The 19,947-nt window shown below is 63.1% G+C and carries 20 protein-coding genes, 1 tRNA gene and 1 pseudogene; 14 read left to right on the forward strand and 8 right to left on the reverse strand.

Going from position 1 to position 19,947, the window contains the following annotated elements:
• Positions 1-116 precede the first annotated feature (116 nt).
• From rplU to QCL51_RS03275, 5 genes are all read left to right on the forward strand, one after another.
• Entirely contained in the window at positions 117-431 is a 315-nt protein-coding gene (gene rplU / locus QCL51_RS03255) for a 50S ribosomal protein L21 (protein ID WP_003247466.1), read from the forward strand.
• A gap of 38 nt (positions 432-469) precedes the next feature.
• Positions 470-727: a 50S ribosomal protein L27 gene (gene rpmA, locus QCL51_RS03260; protein WP_003247464.1), complete on the forward strand. Its 258-nt coding sequence runs from the start codon at positions 470-472 to the stop codon at positions 725-727.
• Between the two features lie 188 nt (positions 728-915).
• The gene (gene cgtA / locus QCL51_RS03265; RefSeq protein ID WP_003247460.1) at positions 916-2,142 is read left to right on the forward strand and encodes an Obg family GTPase CgtA; all 1,227 of its coding nucleotides are present in this window, start codon (positions 916-918) and stop codon (positions 2,140-2,142) included.
• An 85-nt stretch (positions 2,143-2,227) separates the two neighbouring features.
• Positions 2,228-3,346, forward strand: coding sequence for a glutamate 5-kinase (proB, locus tag QCL51_RS03270; RefSeq protein WP_021784164.1), 1,119 nt, complete (start codon positions 2,228-2,230; stop codon positions 3,344-3,346).
• A complete protein-coding gene (locus QCL51_RS03275; protein WP_021784163.1) occupies positions 3,343-3,804 on the forward strand; it encodes a CreA family protein in 462 nt (153 codons plus the stop codon). The genes proB and QCL51_RS03275 overlap by 4 nt, the downstream gene beginning before the upstream one ends.
• 171 nt (positions 3,805-3,975) lie before the next feature.
• On the opposite strand, the gene mksF is transcribed toward QCL51_RS03275, so the two are convergent.
• Genes mksF through mksB form a run of 3 tightly spaced genes read right to left on the reverse strand, consistent with a single transcriptional unit; the run spans position 3,976 to position 8,790 of the window.
• Positions 3,976-6,807, reverse strand: coding sequence for an Mks condensin complex protein MksF (gene mksF, locus QCL51_RS03280; RefSeq protein WP_338444598.1), 2,832 nt, complete (start codon positions 6,805-6,807; stop codon positions 3,976-3,978).
• On the reverse strand, positions 6,804-7,511 hold the full coding sequence (gene mksE / locus QCL51_RS03285; protein WP_021784161.1) for an Mks condensin complex protein MksE: 708 nt from the start codon (positions 7,509-7,511) through the stop codon (positions 6,804-6,806). The genes mksF and mksE overlap by 4 nt, the downstream gene beginning before the upstream one ends.
• Positions 7,501-8,790 carry an Mks condensin complex protein MksB gene (mksB, locus tag QCL51_RS03290; RefSeq protein WP_021784160.1) on the reverse strand — a complete coding sequence of 430 codons (1,290 nt, stop codon included), beginning with the start codon at positions 8,788-8,790 and terminating at the stop codon, positions 7,501-7,503. The genes mksE and mksB overlap by 11 nt, the downstream gene beginning before the upstream one ends.
• 914 nt (positions 8,791-9,704) lie before the next feature.
• Between mksB and QCL51_RS03295 the strand changes: the two genes are divergently transcribed.
• The 3 genes from QCL51_RS03295 to QCL51_RS03305 are packed head-to-tail and all read left to right on the forward strand — an operon-like array spanning position 9,705 to position 11,572.
• On the forward strand, positions 9,705-10,487 hold the full coding sequence (locus QCL51_RS03295; protein ID WP_031322630.1) for a hypothetical protein: 783 nt from the start codon (positions 9,705-9,707) through the stop codon (positions 10,485-10,487).
• The gene (gene rimI / locus QCL51_RS03300; RefSeq protein ID WP_004575708.1) at positions 10,484-10,939 is read left to right on the forward strand and encodes a ribosomal protein S18-alanine N-acetyltransferase; all 456 of its coding nucleotides are present in this window, start codon (positions 10,484-10,486) and stop codon (positions 10,937-10,939) included. The genes QCL51_RS03295 and rimI overlap by 4 nt, the downstream gene beginning before the upstream one ends.
• Positions 10,940-10,996: 57 nt before the next feature.
• Entirely contained in the window at positions 10,997-11,572 is a 576-nt protein-coding gene (locus QCL51_RS03305; protein WP_021784739.1) for a D-Ala-D-Ala carboxypeptidase family metallohydrolase, read from the forward strand.
• Here QCL51_RS03305 and QCL51_RS03310 read toward each other — a convergent pair.
• Positions 11,512-12,429: a LysR substrate-binding domain-containing protein gene (locus tag QCL51_RS03310; protein ID WP_021784740.1), complete on the reverse strand. Its 918-nt coding sequence runs from the start codon at positions 12,427-12,429 to the stop codon at positions 11,512-11,514. The genes QCL51_RS03305 and QCL51_RS03310 overlap by 61 nt on opposite strands.
• A 208-nt stretch (positions 12,430-12,637) precedes the next feature.
• On the opposite strand from QCL51_RS03310, the gene QCL51_RS03315 reads away from it, so the two are divergent.
• A complete protein-coding gene (locus tag QCL51_RS03315) occupies positions 12,638-13,252 on the forward strand; it encodes a LysE family transporter (RefSeq protein WP_021784741.1) in 615 nt (204 codons plus the stop codon).
• A gap of 126 nt (positions 13,253-13,378) precedes the next feature.
• Here the strand turns inward: QCL51_RS03315 and QCL51_RS03320 are convergent.
• Positions 13,379-13,455 (reverse strand) — tRNA-Met (locus QCL51_RS03320).
• Between the two features lie 95 nt (positions 13,456-13,550).
• Positions 13,551-13,667: pseudogene (locus QCL51_RS03325) on the reverse strand (peptide ABC transporter substrate-binding protein); the annotation flags it as partial.
• Between the two features lie 166 nt (positions 13,668-13,833).
• Here QCL51_RS03325 and QCL51_RS03330 point away from each other — a divergent pair.
• The 3 genes from QCL51_RS03330 (at position 13,834) to QCL51_RS03340 (ending at position 16,527) form a co-directional block, all read left to right on the forward strand.
• Positions 13,834-15,048 (forward strand): MFS transporter, encoded by a 1,215-nt coding sequence (locus tag QCL51_RS03330; RefSeq protein ID WP_021784743.1) that lies wholly within the window; start codon positions 13,834-13,836, stop codon positions 15,046-15,048.
• A 100-nt stretch (positions 15,049-15,148) separates the two neighbouring features.
• Positions 15,149-15,286 (forward strand): hypothetical protein, encoded by a 138-nt coding sequence (locus QCL51_RS03335; RefSeq protein WP_003247435.1) that lies wholly within the window; start codon positions 15,149-15,151, stop codon positions 15,284-15,286.
• A gap of 83 nt (positions 15,287-15,369) precedes the next feature.
• Complete coding sequence (locus tag QCL51_RS03340) at positions 15,370-16,527, forward strand: MFS transporter (RefSeq protein ID WP_338444599.1); 1,158 nt, start codon at positions 15,370-15,372, stop codon at positions 16,525-16,527.
• Between the two features lie 7 nt (positions 16,528-16,534).
• Here QCL51_RS03340 and QCL51_RS03345 read toward each other — a convergent pair whose 3' ends face one another.
• Both QCL51_RS03345 and QCL51_RS03350 read right to left on the reverse strand, forming a co-directional pair.
• Positions 16,535-17,491, reverse strand: a complete 957-nt coding sequence (locus QCL51_RS03345; protein ID WP_103463276.1) for a FecR domain-containing protein — start codon at positions 17,489-17,491, stop codon at positions 16,535-16,537.
• Entirely contained in the window at positions 17,478-17,993 is a 516-nt protein-coding gene (locus QCL51_RS03350; protein ID WP_103463275.1) for a sigma-70 family RNA polymerase sigma factor, read from the reverse strand. Before QCL51_RS03350 ends, QCL51_RS03345 begins: the two co-directional genes overlap by 14 nt.
• 171 nt (positions 17,994-18,164) lie before the next feature.
• Here QCL51_RS03350 and QCL51_RS03355 point away from each other — a divergent pair, with 171 nt between their 5' ends.
• Positions 18,165-18,791 carry a DNA-3-methyladenine glycosylase gene (locus QCL51_RS03355; RefSeq protein WP_103463274.1) on the forward strand — a complete coding sequence of 209 codons (627 nt, stop codon included), beginning with the start codon at positions 18,165-18,167 and terminating at the stop codon, positions 18,789-18,791.
• A 47-nt stretch (positions 18,792-18,838) separates the two neighbouring features.
• Positions 18,839-19,891 (forward strand): bifunctional DNA-binding transcriptional regulator/O6-methylguanine-DNA methyltransferase Ada, encoded by a 1,053-nt coding sequence (gene ada, locus QCL51_RS03360; RefSeq protein ID WP_021784748.1) that lies wholly within the window; start codon positions 18,839-18,841, stop codon positions 19,889-19,891.
• Positions 19,892-19,947 lie beyond the last annotated feature (56 nt).

Genomic DNA, 19,947 nt, shown 5'->3' on the forward strand with positions numbered 1-19,947 from the left:
TCCTGGGCAGCACCTGCCTTACGCAATTGCGCCGGGCCGTTCCAGCCCTGTGCAGCCATGCCAGCCAATACTCATCATATAAAGCGCTGGGTGAGCAGGATTATCGGAGAAATACCATGTCTTACGCAGTAATCGTTACCGGCGGCAAGCAGTACAAAGTCGCTGAAGGTGAATTCCTCAAGATCGAAAAACTGGAAGTCGCCACTGGCGAATCCGTGACCTTCGATCGCGTTCTGCTGGTCGCCAACGGTGAAGAAGTCACCATCGGTGCTCCAGTTGTTGCTGGCGCTAAAGTAGTGGCCGAAGTCGTTTCGCAAGGCCGCCACGACAAGGTTCGCATCATCAAGTTCCGTCGTCGTAAGCACCACATGAAGCGTATGGGCCACCGCCAGTGGTTCACCGAGATCAAAATCACCGGCATCCAGGCTTAATCCCCTAGATCCCCTGAATTTATTTGGAGAATTGAACCATGGCTCACAAGAAGGCTGGTGGTAGTACTCGTAACGGTCGCGACTCAGAATCGAAACGCCTTGGCGTGAAGATGTATGGCGGCCAGGTTATCAAGCCAGGCAACATCATCGTCCGTCAGCGCGGTACCGAATTCCACGCTGGCTACGGCGTTGGCATGGGCAAGGACCACACCTTGTTCGCCAAGATCGAAGGCGTGATCAAGTTCGAGAAGAAAGGCGAGTTCATGCGCCGTTACGTGAGCATCGTCGCCGCTTAATCGCGACGTCGCTCCAGAAGCCCCGTCATGCGACGGGGCTTTTTCGTTTGTGGTGAGCCTCTTGCAAAGCTGTTTGTCTGGGTTGCCGGCGTTGGTTTCTACGGTCGTACGGGGCCGCCGCGCTCATTTTTGCAAGAGCCTCATGTTTTTGAGTCATTCAGCTCGTCTACCGACGAGAGGCGGTTTTAATGAAGTTTGTTGACGAAGTATCCATTCGGGTCAAGGCCGGTGACGGTGGCAACGGTTGCATGAGCTTCCGTCGCGAGAAGTTCATCGAGAACGGCGGCCCTAACGGCGGTGACGGCGGTGACGGTGGCTCGGTGTACATGATTGCCGACGAAAACCTGAACACCCTGGTCGACTACCGCTACACCCGTCACCATGAAGCCCAGCGTGGCTCCAACGGCGGTAGCACCGACTGCACCGGCAAGAAGGGTGAAGACCTGTTCCTGCGCGTGCCGGTCGGCACCACCGTGATCGATGCTTCCACCCAGGAAGTGATCGGTGACCTGGTCACCCCCGGCCAGAAGCTGATGGTCGCGCAAGGTGGCTGGCACGGGCTGGGCAACACCCGTTTCAAGTCGAGCACCAACCGTGCGCCGCGCCAGACCACCCCAGGCAAACCGGGTGAGCAGCGTGACCTGAAGATGGAAATGAAGGTGTTGGCCGACGTCGGCCTGCTGGGCTTGCCCAACGCCGGCAAGAGTACCTTCATCCGTTCGGTCTCGGCCGCCAAGCCGAAAGTCGCCGACTACCCGTTCACCACCCTGGTGCCAAACCTGGGCGTGGTCAGCGTCGACCGCTGGAAGAGCTTCGTCATCGCCGACATCCCCGGCCTGATCGAAGGCGCTTCTGAAGGTGCCGGTCTGGGTATCCGCTTCCTCAAGCACCTGGCGCGTACGCGCGTGCTGCTGCACCTGGTGGACATCGCGCCACTGGACGAAAGCAGCCCGGCCGATGCCGCCGAAGTCATCGTCAACGAGCTGACCCGCTTCAGCCCGTCGCTGGCCGAGCGTGAGCGCTGGCTGGTGCTGAACAAAGCCGATATGGTCATGGACGACGAGCGTGACGAGCGTGTGCAGGAAGTGATCGACCGTCTGGAGTGGGAAGGCCCGGTTTACGTGATCTCGGCCATTTCCAAGCAGGGCACCGACAAGCTCAGCCACGACCTGATGCGCTACCTCGAAGACCGCGCCGACCGTCTGGCCAACGACCCGGCCTACGCCGAAGAGCTGGCCGACCTTGACCAGCGCATCGAAGACGAAGCCCGTGCCCAGCTGCAGGCCCTGGACGACGCCCGCACCCTGCGTCGTACCGGCGTCAAGAGCGTGCACGACATCGGCGACGATGACGGTTGGGACGATGATTTCGAGGACGACGAAGACGGTCCGGAAATCATTTACGTGCGCGACTGATCGGTTGCAGTACACTAAACGCCGCTCTCTGGAGCGGCGTTTTTGTATCCACGGTATCTACAGATTCGACATAGGTTGGAAGAAGATGCGAAGCAAGGTGACGGGCGCCAAGCGCTGGGTCGTTAAGATTGGCAGTGCTCTGCTGACCGCCGATGGCAAGGGCCTCGACCGCGGTGCAATGGCCGTTTGGGTCGAGCAGATGGTCGCGCTGCGTGAGGCAGGCGTGGAGTTGGTACTGGTCTCCTCCGGGGCCGTGGCTGCCGGCATGAGCCAGCTGGGCTGGACCAAGCGACCGAGTGCGATGAACGAGCTGCAGGCGGCTGCCTCGCTCGGCCAGATGCGCCTGGTGCAGGCCTGGGAGTCGAGCTTCGGGGAGCACGGGAAGCACACCGCGCAGATCCTGCTGACCCATGACGACCTGTCCGACCGCAAGCGTTACCTGAATGCCCGCAGCACCCTGCGCACCTTGGTTGATCTGGGTGTAGTGCCGGTGATCAACGAAAACGACACCGTGGTCACCGACGAGATCCGCTTTGGCGACAACGACACCCTGGCGGCGCTGGTGGCCAACCTGGTCGAGGCCGACCTGCTGGTGATCCTCACCGACCGCGATGGTATGTTCGATGCCGACCCGCGCAACAACCCCGAAGCGCAGTTGATCTACGAAGCCCGTGCCGACGACCCCTCACTGGATGCCGTGGCCGGTAGTACCGGTGGTGCCCTGGGCCGTGGCGGCATGCAGACCAAGCTGCGTGCGGCGCGCCTGGCTGCCCGTTCCGGTGCCCACACCATCATCATCGGTGGTCGCATCGAGCGCGTGCTGGACCGCCTGAAGGCGGGCGAGCGCCTGGGCACCTTGCTGTCGCCCGAGCGCGGCATGCTCGCGGCGCGCAAGCAATGGCTGGCCGGTCACCTGCAAACCCGTGGCACCCTGGTGCTGGATGCCGGTGCCGTGCAAGCGCTGCGTCAGGCCAACAAGAGTTTGCTGCCGGTTGGCGTGAAGACTGTGCAGGGCAGCTTCCGTCGTGGCGAGATGGTGGTGTGCGTCGGCCCGGACGGCCTTGAAGTGGCTCGCGGCCTGGCCAACTACAGCGCCCTGGAGGCGCAGAAGATCATTGGTCAGTCGTCCGACGCCATCGAGTCGATCCTTGGTTACAGCGCCGAGCCGGAACTTGTACACCGCGACAATCTGGTGCTGGTATGAGCCCGCTGAAGAAGGTAATCGCTGTGGCAGCGTTCGTGCTGCCGATGCTGGCCGGCGCTGAAGAGGTCGGCCGGGTGTCCACCGTGTTCAAGTTCCTCGGGCCGAACGACCGCATTGTGGTCGAGGCGTTCGACGACCCTAAGGTAGAGGGCGTGACGTGCTACCTGTCGCGGGCCAAGACTGGCGGGGTGAAGGGGGGCTTGGGGCTGGCCGAGGACCGGGCGGAGGCATCGATTGCCTGTCGTCAGGTCGGGCCGATCAACTTCAAGGGTGAGCTCAAAGATGGCGAGGAAGTGTTCAAGGAACGTACCTCGCTGGTGTTCAAGACCATGCAGGTGGTGCGCTTTCTCGACAAGAAGCGCAATACGCTGGTGTACCTGGTGTACAGCGACCGCATGATCGAAGGCAGTCCGCAGAATGCGGTGACTGCCATTCCGATCCTGCCTTGGGCTCATTGATAGCCTGGTAGGTTGCCGGGAGGCCGTCGGCCTCCTATCGCGACACAAGCGGTTTACCCGCGAAGAAGACACCGCCGTGGATGGCACGGGCTTCGCCCGTGTTCGCGGGCAAGCCCGCTCCCACAGGGATCAGCGCATGCAGGATAGGGCCGCAAAGCGGCCCCAGCTATCTCAGGCCAGTTCCTCGGCCTGATCCTCACGCACAACCGCCTTCACTTCATCCAGCCGGCTGATGAACTTCCAGTCCGCCTCGTCGATGTAGATGCCGTTCGGCCCGCTGCCACCTTCCAGGTCGATCGCAACGTGCGCCGAGACCTGTGGTTTCACACTCGCCAGAATCGGCACGAAGCCCAGTTGCTGGCTGGTCTCCAGCAGTGCCGCCTGGTTGCGTTCGTCGATGTCTGCCGCTTCGTCCAGGTAGTATGGCAGGCGAATGCGCCCGGCCAGGTCACGGTCCATCAGGTGCAGCAACAGGTACATGTTGGTCAGCGCCTTGATGGTCATGGTGGTGCCGTTGGACGCCGCACCGTCGATGTCGGCGTGGATGACCGGCTGGCCATTGACCTTGGTGATCTCGAACGCCAGCTCGAACAGGTCCTTCAGGCCCAGCTGGTTGTGGTTGGCCGCTACCAGCCGTGCCAGGTACTCCTTGGCCTCCTCGTTCTTGTTGTCCTGATCGGCACTCTGGGTCAGGTCGAAGACCGACAGGGTTTCGCCTTCTTCGTACTGACCGGCACTGTGGATAATCTGGTCGATGTGCTTGAGCGCTTCCTTGTTCGGCGCCAGTACCACGCGGAAGCTTTCCAGGTTGGACACCCGGCGCTTGTTGATCTCGCGGTTGAACAGGGCCAGCTGGTGCTCGAGGCTGTCGTAGTCGCTGCGGATGTTGCGCAGGGTTCGGGCGATGTCGGTGACCGCGGCGCGGCGTGCCTTGGCCAAGGTCAGGGCTTCATCGGTACGGTGCGCGTAGGCGTTCACCAGCAGTTGCAGGCGGCGTTCCATGTCGTCTTCGCTGTCGAACTTGGCCACGCCCTTCAGGCGCACCTGGGCGTACAGCGCCTCGATCTGATTGTCCACCCGCTGCAGGCCTTGCCAGCTGTCCTGGTAGTCATTGAGCAGCGGCAGCAGGTTGTCCATCGAGTCGTCGATGGCTTCCATGTATGGCGTGCCATAGGGCAGGTCGGCCGGCAGCAGTTGGCGACGGCGCAGGGCGTCTTCCAGGGTGCGCTGCTTGGACTCGAGGTCGCCGAGCTGGCGGCCGACCAGTTGCAACTTGGCTGACAGCTGCTGGACACGCTCGGTGAAGGCGTCGCTGGAGCGCTTGAGTTCGTCCTGGGCCGCTTCCAGTTGCGAGAGCTGTTCCAGTTTCTCGGGCTCTTCGGCGGCGAGGGTCTGGCTGCGGCGGAAGTCTTCCAGCGCCTTCTGCGCGTCCAGCACTTCCTGGTACAGGGTTTCGGTCTGCGCTTTGGAGGCGGAGCGGTCGGCGGCCACGGCCTGCTGGGTTTTTAGCTGCTTGAGCTCTTTTTCCAGGCGCTCTTTCTGGTCGCGCAGGGCGGCGCGGTCGGCCAGGGCCTGCAGGGCCGGCGGGTCGATGTGGGTCAGATCGATGGCCAGGCCGGGGGCCTCGAAGCGCTCGCCCTTGAAGCCGTCGAGCACCGCTTCCAGCGACTTCACCCACAGGTCGCTATCGTCCAGCTCGATGCCGCGGTCGCCCAGCGGCAGGCTGAACAATGCGCCGTTGAACAGGCGCATCAGGCGGTCCACGTCCTGTTGCGAGAACTCTTCGCGCAGGCGGGCGTAGCTGTTGTTGTCAGCGTGATCCAGCTGCTGCTTGACCTGCTTCAGGCGTTTTTCCAGGTCGCGTACGCGCTCGTCGAGGTCTTCGGCACTGAACTGTCGTGACTGGGCCAGAGCACCGGCCAGTTCGTCGTGGGCGTCTTTGGCCGCCAGCAGTTGCTGTTCCAGCACCTTGACGTCGTCGACCAGCGCAAAGCGGTGCTTGAGCACCGACAGCTCGCCTAGCCAGCGCTGGATACCGCTGATTTCACGCTCCAGGCGCATCAGCTCCTGGGTGCCGCCGCGCTGGTCGTTTTGCAGGCGGTCCTGCTCACCACGGTAGTGCTCGGACTGGATGACCAGCTCTTCCTTGCGCGCCATGGCGTATTCCTGCCAGGTGCCCAGCAGGGTGTCGAGCACAGGCGAAATGCGGTGCAGCTTGCCACGCAGGATGTCCCGCTGGGCCACACCGCCGGCCAGGGCCTCGACCAGCGGGCCGGCAGCGACCAGGGCGTTGTAGTCCTGCTCCATGCGGCGTACGTCGCGGAAGGCTTCCTCGCACGCAGCGATGTAGTCGACGCTGCCCGAACGCAGGCTGTGCTCGAAGGCGTCGAGGAACAGTTGCTTGAGTTTGGCGGCGGTGATTTCACGCATGTGCAGCAGATTGATGAACAGCGCGCGGAAGGTTTTCAGGCTTTGCTCGCTGGTGGAGCGCAGCGGGATCATGGTCAGGTCCAGCGGCACCGAGGTGTGGCCGCCCACCAGTAGTCGGCGCAGTTCGTCCGGCTTCAGTTCGTAAGCCTTGATACCCAGGCGTTCAAGGTTGGTGAACAGCTCTTTCTGACGCAGGCAGGTGTCGTTCTTCTGGTAGTGGGCCAGGTCCAGTTCGCCCTTGTAGGCGAAGAACTGGTGGCCGAAACCGCCGCCCGGACCGCGCCCGACCACACCGATCACGTGCGGGCCGTGGGGCAGGCTCAGTTCGCAGAGAATGTACGAAGTGTCGCTGGCGAAGTAGAAGCGGCGCGACTGCTCAAGGCTGTATTTGCCGAAACTCATGTCCGACATGCGTGCCAGGATCGGGAACTGCAGGGCGTTGATCGACGCCGATTTACCCAGGTTGTTGGCGCCGTATACCGACAGCGGGTGCTCCAGCGGGAACAGGCCAAGGCTGTAGCCGGCGGTGTTGAGCAATGCGAAGCGGCGGATGCCGTAGCGTTCCTGGCTCATGCGTCAATCTCCTGTTGCTCTTCGCGGATGGCCCGGGCCAGGGCGTCCTCTTCGCTTTCCTCGCCCTGGAAAGGCGTGAGGTCGAGCGGGTCGTCGGTGCGGTTGAGTTCTTCGGCGCTTTCTTCCTCGACCAGTACCGGGGTCGGCAGCGGCAGGTCGCTGTGCAGGGTGGCGGCCAGGTCGCGGTCCTGCTGCACTGCAAGGCACACATCGAGGAAGCGGTGCATGGGCGGCAGGAAGCGGTAGATGCCGCCTTCCTCATGGGCGAAGCCGAGCTGGGTCATGCGCCGCAGGATTTTTTCTTCCAGCTCGTCCACGGTCTGCACTTCGGCCTGCAGGAACAGGTCGCGGTACTTGTCCAGCAGCGAGGGCAGTTCGTCGCGGCCGATGCTACCGCCGTCGAGCACGGCCATCGGGTCGCGGCCCTGGTCAGCAAGGTGCTCGACCAGAATGAAGGTGAACAGCGACAGGCGCTGCGCGGTCTTGTTGACCTGCGCGGCGGTCATGTCCGGCACGAAGTAGTAGAAACCACGGGTGTCGCATACCAGCTCGAAGCCCAGGGCCTTGAACAGGGTGCGGTACTGGTCCTGGAAGTTCGACAGCTGGGCGTACAGCTCAGGGTCGCGCCGGCTGATGTGGAAGCCTTTGAACAGCTCGCGGAAGATCGGCGCGAGCTGGGACAGTTCGGAAAGATCAAGATGCATGGGCTGGGCTCGCGTTGGGTTCGGTAGGCGCGCTGGGGGCGTCTTCGCGGCTGGAGGTCAGGGCGAACGAACGCAGGCTGACCAGGTGTTCCTGAGTTGTGTATTCGCGGCGGTCGAGGCGTTCGCGCTTGAAGCGCTTTTCCCGCGAAAGACGCGAGAACCAGTACAGCAGCTCATCGGTGGCGCCTTCGGGCTCCTGCTCCAGCAGCCAGACCATCAGGTCGGGCAGTGGCAGGGCCTGTTCGCAGCGTTCGGTCATTTCCTTGACCGTGCGCGGAGCACGGGGCAGGGCGTCGGACTGGGTCTTGTGGGCTTTGGGGAAACGCGCCGGTTTGGGCTCGAAGCGGGCCAGTGCGTAAACGTAGGCCTCGACCTGGCTGGCACTGCCAAGGAAGGTGCTTTGCGGGCGGGTGAACATCGGCATGGCCGCTTGCGGCACGGCATCGATGCCCTTGCGTCGGATCACCGACAGGGCCAGCGCCGCGCCGCGGGTCACGGCGTTGTGCCGGCGGGCTTCTTCGCGCAGCGGCAGCAGCAGTTCGCGGGCGTGGCGCAGGGTCAACTGTGCGTTGGTCTGCATTTCCAGGATGCGCGCGTGGGTGCGCAGCAGCATGTCGTCGTCGACCAAGTGGCCCAGGCGCGCTTGTTCGCCCAGCAGTTTCAGCAGCACGGTCTCGACCTTGCGTACACCTTGCTCGAAGGCGCCGTCGGCGTTGACCAGCTGGATCATCGGCTCGACGTATTCGTCCCAGGTGGCCAGTACTTCGGCATAACGCTGGCGCAGCGGAATCTGGCGGTTGCTGGTCTTGGCCCGTTCGGCCACGGCCACCAGTGCCTGCTCGTCGTTGTCGAGCTTTTTCAGCACATCGCGCACGCGCATGTCGAGCAGGCGCAGCTGGCGTGCCAGGTCGTCGCTGTCGCGGTTGTCGAAGGCATCCTGGATGTGCCCGGCCAGGCGCTCCAGGTGGCGCAAGTAGGCTTCGATCTCCAGGCACAGGCCCAGCCGGTGTTCGCGGCGCAGGTAGGCGAGGAAGTCGTGGATCTGCGCGTTGAGCTCGAAACGGTTCGGGCTTTTGGCCACCGGGACCAGGATATCCAGGCGGATCCAAACGTCGAGTAGCTGGGTGATGTCCTGCGGGGTGCTTTCGAGCTGCTGGCGAGCCACATGCTGGCGCAGTTCGACCAGGCTCAGGGTGCCCTGGTCGAAACGCTCGCACAGCGGCTCGATCAGGGCCCAGTGTTCGGCTAGGGCGCGCAGGACGCGCTTGGGTTCGATCATTGGCTTCGACTCGTTGCCAAGAAAAAGGGGGCGATTGTACTGCATTCGCGGGGGTGGTTTTTACCCCTTGGTCTGTAATGAGGGATAACCTTGTGGTGTGTAGGTGTATGGCGGGGGTTTGAGGGTGGGGGCGAGATCGAGCGCCGCCCGCGCGGCGCATCGCGAGCTGCGCTCGCTCGTTTGTTTCGGGCCAGTTATTTCTGGGGGATTTGCGCGCGGGCGCCTTGGCGCTTGGCGCGATATTGTGTCGTACAAACAAAACGGTCGCGCGCGCCTGTCACTGGCGTTACTGGCCAGAAACAAACGTAGGAGCGAGCGCAGCTCGCGATGCGCCGCGCGGGCGGCGCTCGATTTCTGCCCCCCCCAAAAAAACCACGGCAAGCACACCCGGCCATTGCGCAACGTCATGCCAGGCGGTGTGGCCTTGAGGGTATGGCGGTAGAGGTGCGTCGCCTGGGAGACCGAGCGCCGCCCGCGCGGCGCATCGCGAGCTGCGCTCGCTCCTACGTTTGTTTCGGGCCAGTAATGTCTGTGGCAGGCGTGCGCGACCGCCTTGTTTGTACGACGCGATATTCTGTGGTGTGTAGGTGTATGGCGGGGGGTGAGGGTGGGGTCGAGATCGAGCGCCGCCCGCGCGGCGCATCGCGAGCTGCGCTCGCTCCTACGTTTGTTTCGGGCCAGTAACGCCTGTGACGGGCGCGCGCGACCGCCTTGTTTGTAAGACGTGATATTGCGCCATGCGCCAAGGCGTTCGCGCGCAAATGGCACAGGAATAATTGGCCCGAAACAAACGTAGGAGCGAGCGTAGCTCGCGATGCGCCGCGCGGGCGGCGCTCGGTCTGATAGGCGCTGCAAAAACCACGGCGTACACGTTAGAATGCCCAATTGCCGTCACCCCCTCGGATACCCGCCCCTTGCTGACCGAACCCCGTCGCCGCGCCTACCTTTCCGCCATGCAAGTGGTGCACTGGCTGCCGCGCGCCGAGCTGCCGTTCGCCGCACCGTCGCGGCCCGAACTGCTGCTGCCGGTTGCGCCGGTCGAGGACATCGATTTCGAAGTCCGGCCGGCGTCGGCAACCAACGAAACGCCCGTCATCCCCCAGGCCCGTTCCGGCGAGCGGCCGAAAATCGAGATCCCGCGGCCGGGCAGTGTGCCCAAACCCGCCGTCAAGCCCGCCGAAGCACAAGAGCCCGCAGCTCCGCGCCCGGTGCCCGTGCCGCCACCGCGCTTCTCGCTACAGTTGTTGCGCGCCGGCAGTTGCTTGCTGCTGGTGGAGCTGGCCACCGGCCAGCCGTTCCAAAGCCGCGACCCCTCCTACCTGCTGCTCAAGGACATGCTGCGCGCCGCCGGCCTGCCCGACGCCCCGCAGATCATCGGCGAGCCGGTTCGCTGGCCACTGCTGGTGCGCGGCAACATGGACCAGGGGCCGGAGGCTGCGCGCGATTTCGTCCAGGGCTTCGTTCAGGCCCGCCTGGAAGACGCCCCGTGTACCTGTCTGTGGCTGGTCGGCCTGCCTGCATTGCGTTTTGCCGCCAATGCCGACGCCGAGGCCTACTACCAAACCCTGACGCTTGACAGCCTGGGCGACGCCTGGGCATTGCCGGGCCTTGAACTGTTGATGGACGAGCCGCAACGCAAGGCGGACGTCTGGAAAGCCATGCGCCAGCTGATGGCGCGCTGGAAGAGCGTTGAATGAGTGACTCAATCAGCTTCCGCCCGATGACCGAGGCGGATCTGGATGCCGTACTTAAGATCGAATATGCCGCGTTCAGTCATCCTTGGACCCGTGGAATCTTTCAGGATGCGCTCAAATCGTACGAAGTCTGGCTGATGTTCGACGGCCAGCAGCAAGTGGGTCATGGCGTGATCAACGTGATCATCGACGAAGCGCACCTGCTCAACATCACCGTAAAACCGGAAAACCAAGGCTGCGGCCTGGGCCTGCGTCTGCTCGAGCACCTGATGGCCCGGGCCTATCAGCTCAATGGCCGCGAATGCTTCCTGGAAGTGCGCGCCAGCAATCAGTCGGCCTATCGTTTATACGAACGTTACGGTTTCAACGAAATTGGCCGCCGCCGCGACTATTATCCGATCGCCGGCGGCCGTGAAGACGCCCTGGTGATGGCCTGCACCCTGTTCGAAGACTGACTTTGCAGGGGTGTACCCGGGCGCGCAGGCTTTGTTCTCGGCAGGGACGGATAAAAAATGAGAAAACTGCTTCTGGCAGCGGGTCTGTGTGTAGCAAGCGCGGCCCACGCAGACGAGCGCGACGTGTGGATGTTCGCCCAGTGGGCGGGTGATCATCAAACCCGCCCCTTCCGTGAAATGCTGGTAGATGCCCGGCTTTACGGTGTAGTGCCAATTCACCAGTTGCTGCGCTCGGCATCGGACTGGAGACAGTGCAGCGCATCGCCTTTCGCCGTACCGCCCCCCGCCAATTGGGCGGCTGTACGCTCGACCCTCGCGTTGATCAATGCACTCGACGACCAAGGCATCCTGCGCCAGTTCGAGGTGGTTTCGGCTTACCGTGAGCCGCGTCTGAACGCCTGTGCGGGCGGGGCAGCCAACAGTGCGCATACCCGTGCGTTCGCCGTCGACATACTGCTGCCGGCGTGGGCCGATCCCAATCCGCTGTGCCGTTTCTGGCAGCAGCACGGCCAAGCCTGGAACATGGGCCTGGGCCGCTACCCATCAGGCCGCATTCATGTGGATACCGCCGGCTATCGCACCTGGGGTGGCGATGGCAGTGCCGGGTCGTCGTTCTGCATCAAGCCCAAATGAGCCAGGCAACCCCGGCATTCGTCCATTATCCACTCGGCGAAGCGCTGGCACTTGTCGCTGTCGGGCAGGGGCTGTGGGCTGAGCAGGTGGTAGGCCGAGCCATCGCGCACAAAACCGTACGGCGCCTGCAACTGCCCGCTGTCGAGTTCGTCGCGCACCATCAGGGCTGAGGCAATGGCCAGGCCCAGGCCGGCGCTGGCGGCCTGAATCGACAGGTAGAAATGTTCGTAGTCGCTGCGTTCGCTGTGTCTCGTCTGCTGGCCGCTCAGTCGCAGCCAGGTGGGCCAGGCAGTGGGACGGGTGGCGCTGTGCAGCAGCCGTTGGCCTTCAAGGAGGGCAGGGGAGGCGGCGTGGCAAACCGGGCCGATCCATTCGTCGCAGATTTTCTGGCTGTACAGCTGGTTGTCCCAGTGGAAGTCGTCGCGGCGAATTGCCAGGTCGATACCGCTGCGGGCGAAGTCCAGCGGGCCGCCTGCGGCTACCAGATGCAACTGAAGGTCGGGGTGGGCGGCATGGAATCTCGGTAAGCGCGGGATCAGCCAACGCATGGCGATGGTCGGCTCGCAGGACAGCACAAGCACATTGTCGCGGACCTGGTGCTGCAAACGCTGCACGGCACCCTCCAGCTGCTCGAAGATCGCCTGGGTGGTGCCTTGCAGGGCACGGCCGGCGGGGGTGAGGAAAATGGCCCGGTTGCGGCGCTCGAACAGTTCCACACCAAGGCTTTCTTCCAGCAGGCGTATTTGGCGGCTGACCGCGCCGTGAGTGACGTGCAAGTGCTCGGCGGCGCGCACGAAGCTCTCGGTCTGGGCGGCGATGTCGAAGTAGCGGAAGGCGTTGAGTGGCGGCAGTTTCATGATATCCCGGTTCAGCTGTGCCGGCCTCTTCGCGGGTAAATAGGTGGCATGTGGGAGCGGGTTTACCCGCGAAGAGGCCCAGGCAGGCTGTAAATGTCTGTGAAAAAAACTATCAGATTTATCTCAGCATAAATCGATTTTTCCGCGTCGGTAAGCGCTCGATAATTGGCGGTCTGTGCATTTCCATCGCCTATCGAGGACCCTCAGCATGACCGAACTCATTGCCGTCGCCCTGTTCACCTTGCTCGCGGTCATAAGCCCCGGCGCAGACTTCGCCATGGTCACCCGCAGCAGTTATGCACAGGGGCGCAAGGCCGGGCTGGCTGCTGCCGTAGGCATCGCCCTGGGGGTGCAGGTGCATGTGTTGTACACGGTGTTGGGCATTGCCGTAATCATCAGCCAGAGCCCGGCGCTGTTCCTGATCATGAAAGTGCTGGGTGCGGGCTACCTGATCTACCTGGGGTACAAGTCATTGACCAACACCCGGCGCATCAGCCTGGACGGAGTTGGCCGGTCCGCTGCCGGCGTACTGCAAGCGCTGCGCACCGGCTTTCTGACCAATGCCCTCAACCCCAAGACCATGTTGTTTGTCATCAGTGCCTTCACCCAGGTGGTACAGCCTGGCAGCCCGTTGACGCTGAACTTCGCCTACGGTGCGTTCATGTCCGTTGCCCATTGGCTGTGGTTCAGCCTGGTGGCAGTATTTTTCTCCAGTACGGCATTGCGCAAGGCGATGATCGAACGGCAAGTGCTGGTGGACCGGGCCATTGGTCTGGCATTGATCGGGCTTGGCCTGGCTGTGGCGGTGACCGGAATGCGTTGAGGCGGCGATTGCAGCAGCCAAGCTGAGATTCGAGGCTGCTGCTGGAAGGGTTTTACGCTGGTGTCAGCGAACTTTTTTGCAGGCAAAGAAAAAGGGCTTACCTTGCGGTAAGCCCTTCGTCTTGTTTGGTGGCTACACAGGGACTTGAACCCCGGACCCCAGCATTATGAATGCTATGCTCTAACCAACTGAGCTATGTAGCCGATGGCGCGCATTATTCTCTTGAACGCCCCCTCTGTCAACACTCATTTCAAAAAAAATTTGCACGCTTTCAAAAACTTAGCGGCCAGCCCCGGTTTCAGTGCACCAGAAGCCAGTGCCCGCGCACGCCCAGCAACTGCAGCTGCTGGGTTGCAGCCAGGGATTGCAGGCTTTGGCCACGCCGGTCGAGGTAGAAGGCGCCGCACACCCGCCGAGACCATCCGCTGCTCGCCCTGCATGGCGGGCTATCTGCAAGCGAGTGCCCTGCACCAGATGCAGTCGTTTTCAAGCGTGTGGCAACAGGCGAATAAAAAGGTAGCTATGTATCTATTTGTTTCCCGATAATCGGATCCCAAACCTGAGGACGGAGATTTAGGTAAATGGCCACCAGTAGTGCCTCCACCGCACCCACCCCGGTAGCGGCAAGCCAAGCCACGCCGTTGGTGATGCGTATCATCGGTTTCTGCGCCTTGGCGCACTTGATCAACGACCTGATCCAGTCGGTGCTGCCGGCGATCTACCCGATGCTCAAGGCCAACTACGACCTGAGCTTCGCCCAGATCGGCATGATCACCCTGACGTTCCAGATCACCGCCTCGCTGTTGCAGCCTTGGGTCGGCTTCTTCACCGATCGCCGGCCCACGCCAAATCTGCTGCCGCTAGGCACCCTGTGCACGTTGGTGGGGATTGTGATGCTGGCCTTCGTTGGCAGCTTTCCGATGATCCTGTTGGCGTCGGCGCTGGTGGGCATCGGCTCGTCGACCTTCCACCCGGAAACCTCGCGTATTGCAAGGTTGGCCTCGGGCGGGCGCTTCGGCCTGGCCCAATCGACCTTCCAGGTCGGTGGCAACACCGGTTCCGCTCTGGGCCCGCTGCTGGCAGCGGCCATCGTCATTCCGTTCGGCCAGACCCATGTGGCGTGGTTCGGCGTGGCTGGGCTGTTCTTCCTCGGCGTCACCCTGATGCTGCGCGGCTGGTACAAGGAGCACCTCAATCAGGCCAAGGCGCGCAAGGCGGTTCAGGCTACCCACGGCATTTCGCGTAATCGGGTCATTGCGGCGTTGATCGTGCTGGGCCTGCTGGTGTTCTCCAAGTATTTCTACATGGCCAGCTTCACCAGCTACTTTACGTTCTACCTGATCGAGAAGTTCGGTGTGTCGGTGGCCAGCTCGCAGCTGCACCTGTTCCTGTTCCTCGGCGCGGTGGCGGCGGGCACCTTCTTTGGCGGGCCGATCGGTGACCGTATCGGGCGCAAGGCAGTCATCTGGTTTTCAATATTGGGCGTGGCGCCGTTCACGCTGGCGCTGCCGTATGCCGATTTGTTCTGGACCACAGTACTGAGCGTGGTGATCGGCTTTATCCTGGCTTCTGCGTTTTCCGCGATCGTGGTGTATGCGCAGGAACTGGTGCCGGGCAGCGTGGGCATGATTGCCGGGATCTTCTTCGGCCTGATGTTCGGCTTTGGTGGCATTGGCGCTGCGCTGTTGGGGTACGTAGCAGACCTGCGTGGTATCGAGTATGTGTACGGGTTGTGCTCGTTCCTGCCATTGTTCGGGTTGTTGGCGGTGTTCCTGCCAAGTACAGGTAAACGCTGAGCGCCGGGGGCCTCTGCCAGGCCCCCGGGCAATTGACTCGCCCCCCGGAGGTGGCTAGAGTGCCGCCTCTTTTTCAATCACCTGCGTAGTAGCCAAAGCAATGCGCCGTACCCAGTCCCTCCCACACGCCCGCCAGCCTGCCTTCCAGGCACTGCGTCGTGCATGGCCGAGTGACACGGTGCTCAAGCGCCGCCGCAGCGTGCTGTTTGCCTTCACCTTCTCGCCACACCTCGCCTGAACTGATCTGCGCTTTCGCGTCGCTCGCCGTCCCGGCGTGCGCGCCTGTTTCTGCACGTCTTTTCGGTTTGCCAGGAGTGGTACATGAACATGCGTTTGTTGGCGGGCTTGTTGTTCGCCGTTTCTGTCGTGGGTTTCAGTTTGGGGGCCAGCTTGCCGCTGGTGTCGTTGCGCCTGCATGAAGCGGGGGCGAGCACACTGGAAATCGGCATCATCTCGGCCATCCCAGCCGCCGGCATGATGCTCTCTGCTTTTCTGGTCGACGTCTGCTGCCGCCATCTCACCCGCCGCACCATCTATCTGCTGTGTTTCAGCCTGTGCACGGTCAGCATCGCCTTGCTCGAGTCGGCGTTCGGCTCGTTGTGGCTGCTGGCGCTGCTGCGCCTGAGCCTGGGGCTTGGCATGGGGATCGCCATCATCCTTGGCGAGTCGTGGGTCAACGAACTGTGCCCCGAGCATAACCGCGGCAAGATCATGGCCCTGTACGCCACCAGCTTTACGGGCTTTCAGGTGCTCGGCCCGGCCATGCTGGCAGTGCTGGGCGCCGATAGCCCTTGGATCACGGGTGTCGTCACGGTCTGTTATGGGCTGGCGTTGCTGTGCATCGTGCTGACCGTGCCCAACGACCATGTCGAGCACGAAGAGGGCGAAAAAAGCTTCGGCCTGGCCGGATTCTTCCGGGTGGCTCCGGCGTTGTGCATGGCGGTGCTGTTCTTCTCGTTCTTCGATGCTGTGGTGCTGTCGCTGCTGCCGGTGTACGCCACCAGCCATGGCTTTGCCGTTGGCGTGGCGGCATTGATGGTGACGGTGGTGTTTGCCGGCGACATGCTGTTCCAGCTGCCGCTGGGCTGGTTGGCCGACCGGGTTGAGCGCACCGGGCTGCACCTGGCGTGCGGGCTGGTGGCGATGGTGATCGGCATCGGTTTGCCCTGGCTGCTGAACCTGACCTGGCTGCTGTGGCCGCTGTTGGTAGTGCTGGGCGCGGTGGCGGGTGGCATTTATACCCTGGCGCTGGTGCTGATCGGGCAGCGCTTCAAGGGCCAGGACCTGGTCACTGCCAATGCCAGTGTGGGCTTGCTGTGGGGTGTGGGCAGCCTGGTAGGGCCGCTGGTCAGTGGGGCAGCCATGAATGTCGCGCCCCACGGTTTGCCCATGGCGCTGGCGCTGATGGCCGGGCTGTTCGTGTGCTTTGCCAGGCAGTCATACCGGCGACGTGGGCGGATGCGGGCTGTGGCGCAGTGATATCCCTTTACGCCGCGCCGATGCTTACCCAATAGCGCGTCCTGTACTCGACCCGCACGGGCAGGCTGCGGGTGAGCAGTTGCAGGATTTGCCCGGTGTCAGCCAACTGATAGGTGCCTGAAACCTTCAAGCCCGCCACTTCTGGAGCGCAGCGCAGCAGGCCCGGTCGGTAGCGGCCAAGTTCGGTAACAAACTCGGCGAGTGGCATCTGCTGCACGCTGAGTACACCTTCGGTCCAGCCCCAGGGGTCGTTGTGCAGCGTTCTGGCCTGAATGCTGCCGTTGGTTCCGACTTGCAGGGTTTCACCTGGCAGCACTTGCCTCGCTGAGGCCAAGGCAGGGAACAACGTGACTTCACCACGACGCACCGACAGCAGCAGGCCCTGGCCGTTTTCGCGTAGCAACAGCTGGCCATCGAAGGTGGTCAGCGGGCCGACACGGGTGGCGATGTGGAACGGGCGGTTGTCGCTGGGGTTGCTGTCCAGGCTGACCTCGCCATGGATCAGTTTCAGCTGGCGTTGCTCCGCGCTGTAGTGCAAGTCGATGGCACTGGCGGTGTTGAGCTGGATTCGGCTGCCATCACTGCCTTGCCATCGGCGCTGCTCGCCTGTGGCGGTGCTGGTGTCGGCCAGCAGTTGTGGCAGGCCTAGCGTTTCGCGCGCGGCCCAGCCCAGGCTGCCGCCCACGGCCAACAGCCCCAGCAACTTCAGGTGGTCCCTGCGGCTGGCTTTGGGGGGCTGGCTCGCGTCCAGGGTGCGCCGGCTCAGGTCCTTGGGCAGCCCGGCCAGTTCATCGCCCAGATTACTGACCCGCTGCCAGGCCAGGCAGTTGTGTGGGTGGCTGGCCAGCCAGTGTTGAAACTGCTGCTCGGTGCGCGGACTGGGGCTGTCGAAACGCAGCTTCACCAGCCAGTCGATGGCCTGATCGACCTGAGCCTGTGCGGGCGTATCATCAGGCATCGGCATAGCGCAACCGGTAGCAGACGCCCAGGGCCTTGGCCAGGTCGCGTTCAACGGTGGCCCTGGACACCTCCAGACGTTGGGCAATCTGCGCGATGCTCAAACCGTCTAGCTGGGCCAGCAGGAACGCTTGGCGCACGCGCGGTTTCAACTGGTGCAAGGCGCGGTCGAGGCGTTCCAGGCTATCGAGGATGACAAGCTTATCCTCTTCGCTGGGCACTTCTGCTTCGGGCAGGTGAGCCAGGCTTTCCTGGTAGGCCCGCTCCAGCGCACGGCGGCGGAACTGGTCGATCATCAAGCCGCGGGCGATGCTGCTAAGGTAGGCGCGCGGTTCTTTGAGCGGCGACACCTGGCGGGCGCGCAACAACCGCACGAAGGTATCCTGGGCCAGGTCTGCGGCATGTTCACTGCAACCGATCCGGCTGCGTAACCAACCACGCAACCAGGCATGGTGAGACTGGTAGAGCAGAGCAACCTCGGTTGGCTTGAGCGTGTCGTTGATCTGCATCGTAGAGAAGGCCCAGTCCAGTGATGTTTGCGATTGTGAATGGTTCTCAATTCTATGCGGGGAAGATGGCGCCGAGCAATGGCATGCCAAAGATTAACTGCGCAAGAACCGGCGTTTGCCCGATGAACGGCTGCGCTAAGCTGGACCTGCAATCGATTTGATGGAGGTGCCATGATGCTGGCCGACCTTTCGCCCGAGGCCTATCGCGAGGCCACACAACACCTGGCAGCACTCGACCCGGACTGGTCGCGGCACATCGCAGCGATCGGGCCCTGCCTGCACCAGGCTACGCCGGGACGTGAGCCTTATGAGGCGTTGGTGCGGGCGATTGCCTACCAGCAACTGCACGCCCGTGCCGCCGAGGCGATCCTGGGGCGGTTGCTGGCGCTGTTTCCGGCAGATGATTTTCCGCAGCCAGAGCAGTTGCTGGCGGTAAACCCGGAAACCCTGCGTGCCTGCGGCTTTTCGGCGAGCAAGCTGGAGACGGTCCAGGGCATTGCTCAAGCCACCCTGGAGGGCCTGGTACCCACGCGGGAGCAGGCGTTAACCATGGCTGACGAGGCGTTGATCGAACGCCTGGTAGCGCTGCGTGGAGTAGGGCGGTGGACGGTGGAGATGCTGCTGATCTACAGCCTGGGGCGGTCCGACATTCTTCCAGTGGACGATTTTGGCGTGCGCGAGGGGTATCGGCGGCTCAAGGGGCTGGAGAAGGCGCCGACACCGGCACAAATGCGCTCGCTGGGCGGCGCCTGGCGGCCGTTTCGTACCGTGGCGGCCTGGTACCTGTGGCGGGCCTGAGGTTTTTGCATCGCCTGTACAGGCAACAACATATCCGGGAATCATAGATGAACCTGTACACCACCCCCGACCAACGCTGGCAAGCCGTAGCGTGCCGAGACACTGCCGCTACGGGCCACTTTGTCTATGCCGTACGTACCACCGGCGTCTACTGCCACCCCGGCTGCAAATCACGCCAGGCCAAGCGCATGAACGTCGAGTTCTACGACACCGCCGCGGCCGCCGAGGCTGCCGGCTACCGTGCTTGCAAACGCTGTATCAGCAAGGCCAGTGCCACCCGACACAGCCAGCTCGTCACCCATGCCTGCCGCTTGATCGAGGCTAGCGACCCCGCGCCAAGCCTCGACCAACTCGGTGCACGGCTGGCCGTCAGCCCTTTCCACCTGCATCGGCTGTTCAAGGCTGAAACCGGGGTCACCCCCAAAGCCTATGCCACGGCCTTCCGTGCCCGGCGGCTGCGTGCGCACCTGGAAGATGGCCAGCGTTCGGTCACCGATGCTATCTACGACGCCGGCTACAACTCCAACAGCCGCTTCTACGAAAGCGCCGACCAGCGCCTGGGCATGCGCCCCCGGCAATACCGCGCCGGCGGCGCCGGGGCAACCATTCACTTCGCCCTTGGCCAGTGCTCGCTGGGTGCAATACTGGTAGCCCAGAGTGACAAGGGCATCTGCGCAATCTTGCTGGGTGACGACCCCGAGGCCCTTTTGCACGATCTGCAGGACCAGTTCCCCAAGGCCCACCTGATTGGCGGTGACAGCGCTTACGAACAGCTGGTCGCCGAAGTGATCGGTTTCGTCGAAGCGCCGGCTTTGGGCCTGGCCTTGCCGCTGGATGTGCAAGGCACCGCGTTTCAGGAGCGGGTGTGGCAGGCGCTGCGTGAGGTGCCGGCCGGCAGCCGGGTCAGCTACACCGACATCGCCGCGCGCATTGGCGCCCCCAAGGCCGTGCGGGCGGTAGCCATGGCCTGCGCGGCCAACCCTATTGCCGTGGCCATCCCTTGCCACCGCGTGGTACGCCGGGATGGTGATATCAGCGGCTACCGCTGGGGCGTGGAGCGCAAACAGCAGTTGCTGAAGCGAGAAACGGCACTCTCCTGACTGCCCGAAGCCGCGTAGAATCCCCCGCCAAATCGAATTGCTAAGAGGAATATTCG

It is taken from the genome of Pseudomonas sp. LTR0 (assembly GCF_036630035.1).
Classification (GTDB): domain Bacteria; phylum Pseudomonadota; class Gammaproteobacteria; order Pseudomonadales; family Pseudomonadaceae; genus Aquipseudomonas; species Aquipseudomonas putida_Y.

Bases quoted from the DNA above. Each gene is read 5' to 3' on its own strand.
- QCL51_RS03340 (WP_338444599.1), top strand. From the start codon at position 15,370: ATGAACATGCGTTTGTTGGCGGGCTTGTTGTTCGCCGTTTCTGTCGTG.
- QCL51_RS03315 (WP_021784741.1), top strand. From the start codon at position 12,638: ATGACCGAACTCATTGCCGTCGCCCTGTTCACCTTGCTCGCGGTCATA.
- QCL51_RS03345 (WP_103463276.1), bottom strand. From the start codon at position 17,491: ATGCCGATGCCTGATGATACGCCCGCACAGGCTCAGGTCGATCAGGCC.
- QCL51_RS03305 (WP_021784739.1), top strand. From the start codon at position 10,997: ATGAGAAAACTGCTTCTGGCAGCGGGTCTGTGTGTAGCAAGCGCGGCC.
- QCL51_RS03330 (WP_021784743.1), top strand. From the start codon at position 13,834: ATGGCCACCAGTAGTGCCTCCACCGCACCCACCCCGGTAGCGGCAAGC.
- rimI (WP_004575708.1), top strand. From the start codon at position 10,484: ATGAGTGACTCAATCAGCTTCCGCCCGATGACCGAGGCGGATCTGGAT.
- ada (WP_021784748.1), top strand. From the start codon at position 18,839: ATGAACCTGTACACCACCCCCGACCAACGCTGGCAAGCCGTAGCGTGC.
- rplU (WP_003247466.1), top strand. From the start codon at position 117: ATGTCTTACGCAGTAATCGTTACCGGCGGCAAGCAGTACAAAGTCGCT.
- cgtA (WP_003247460.1), top strand. From the start codon at position 916: ATGAAGTTTGTTGACGAAGTATCCATTCGGGTCAAGGCCGGTGACGGT.
- rpmA (WP_003247464.1), top strand. From the start codon at position 470: ATGGCTCACAAGAAGGCTGGTGGTAGTACTCGTAACGGTCGCGACTCA.
- QCL51_RS03335 (WP_003247435.1), top strand. From the start codon at position 15,149: ATGCGCCGTACCCAGTCCCTCCCACACGCCCGCCAGCCTGCCTTCCAG.
- QCL51_RS03350 (WP_103463275.1), bottom strand. From the start codon at position 17,993: ATGCAGATCAACGACACGCTCAAGCCAACCGAGGTTGCTCTGCTCTAC.
- mksE (WP_021784161.1), bottom strand. From the start codon at position 7,511: ATGCATCTTGATCTTTCCGAACTGTCCCAGCTCGCGCCGATCTTCCGC.
- QCL51_RS03310 (WP_021784740.1), bottom strand. From the start codon at position 12,429: ATGAAACTGCCGCCACTCAACGCCTTCCGCTACTTCGACATCGCCGCC.
- QCL51_RS03355 (WP_103463274.1), top strand. From the start codon at position 18,165: ATGATGCTGGCCGACCTTTCGCCCGAGGCCTATCGCGAGGCCACACAA.
- mksF (WP_338444598.1), bottom strand. From the start codon at position 6,807: ATGAGCCAGGAACGCTACGGCATCCGCCGCTTCGCATTGCTCAACACC.
- QCL51_RS03275 (WP_021784163.1), top strand. From the start codon at position 3,343: ATGAGCCCGCTGAAGAAGGTAATCGCTGTGGCAGCGTTCGTGCTGCCG.
- mksB (WP_021784160.1), bottom strand. From the start codon at position 8,790: ATGATCGAACCCAAGCGCGTCCTGCGCGCCCTAGCCGAACACTGGGCC.
- proB (WP_021784164.1), top strand. From the start codon at position 2,228: ATGCGAAGCAAGGTGACGGGCGCCAAGCGCTGGGTCGTTAAGATTGGC.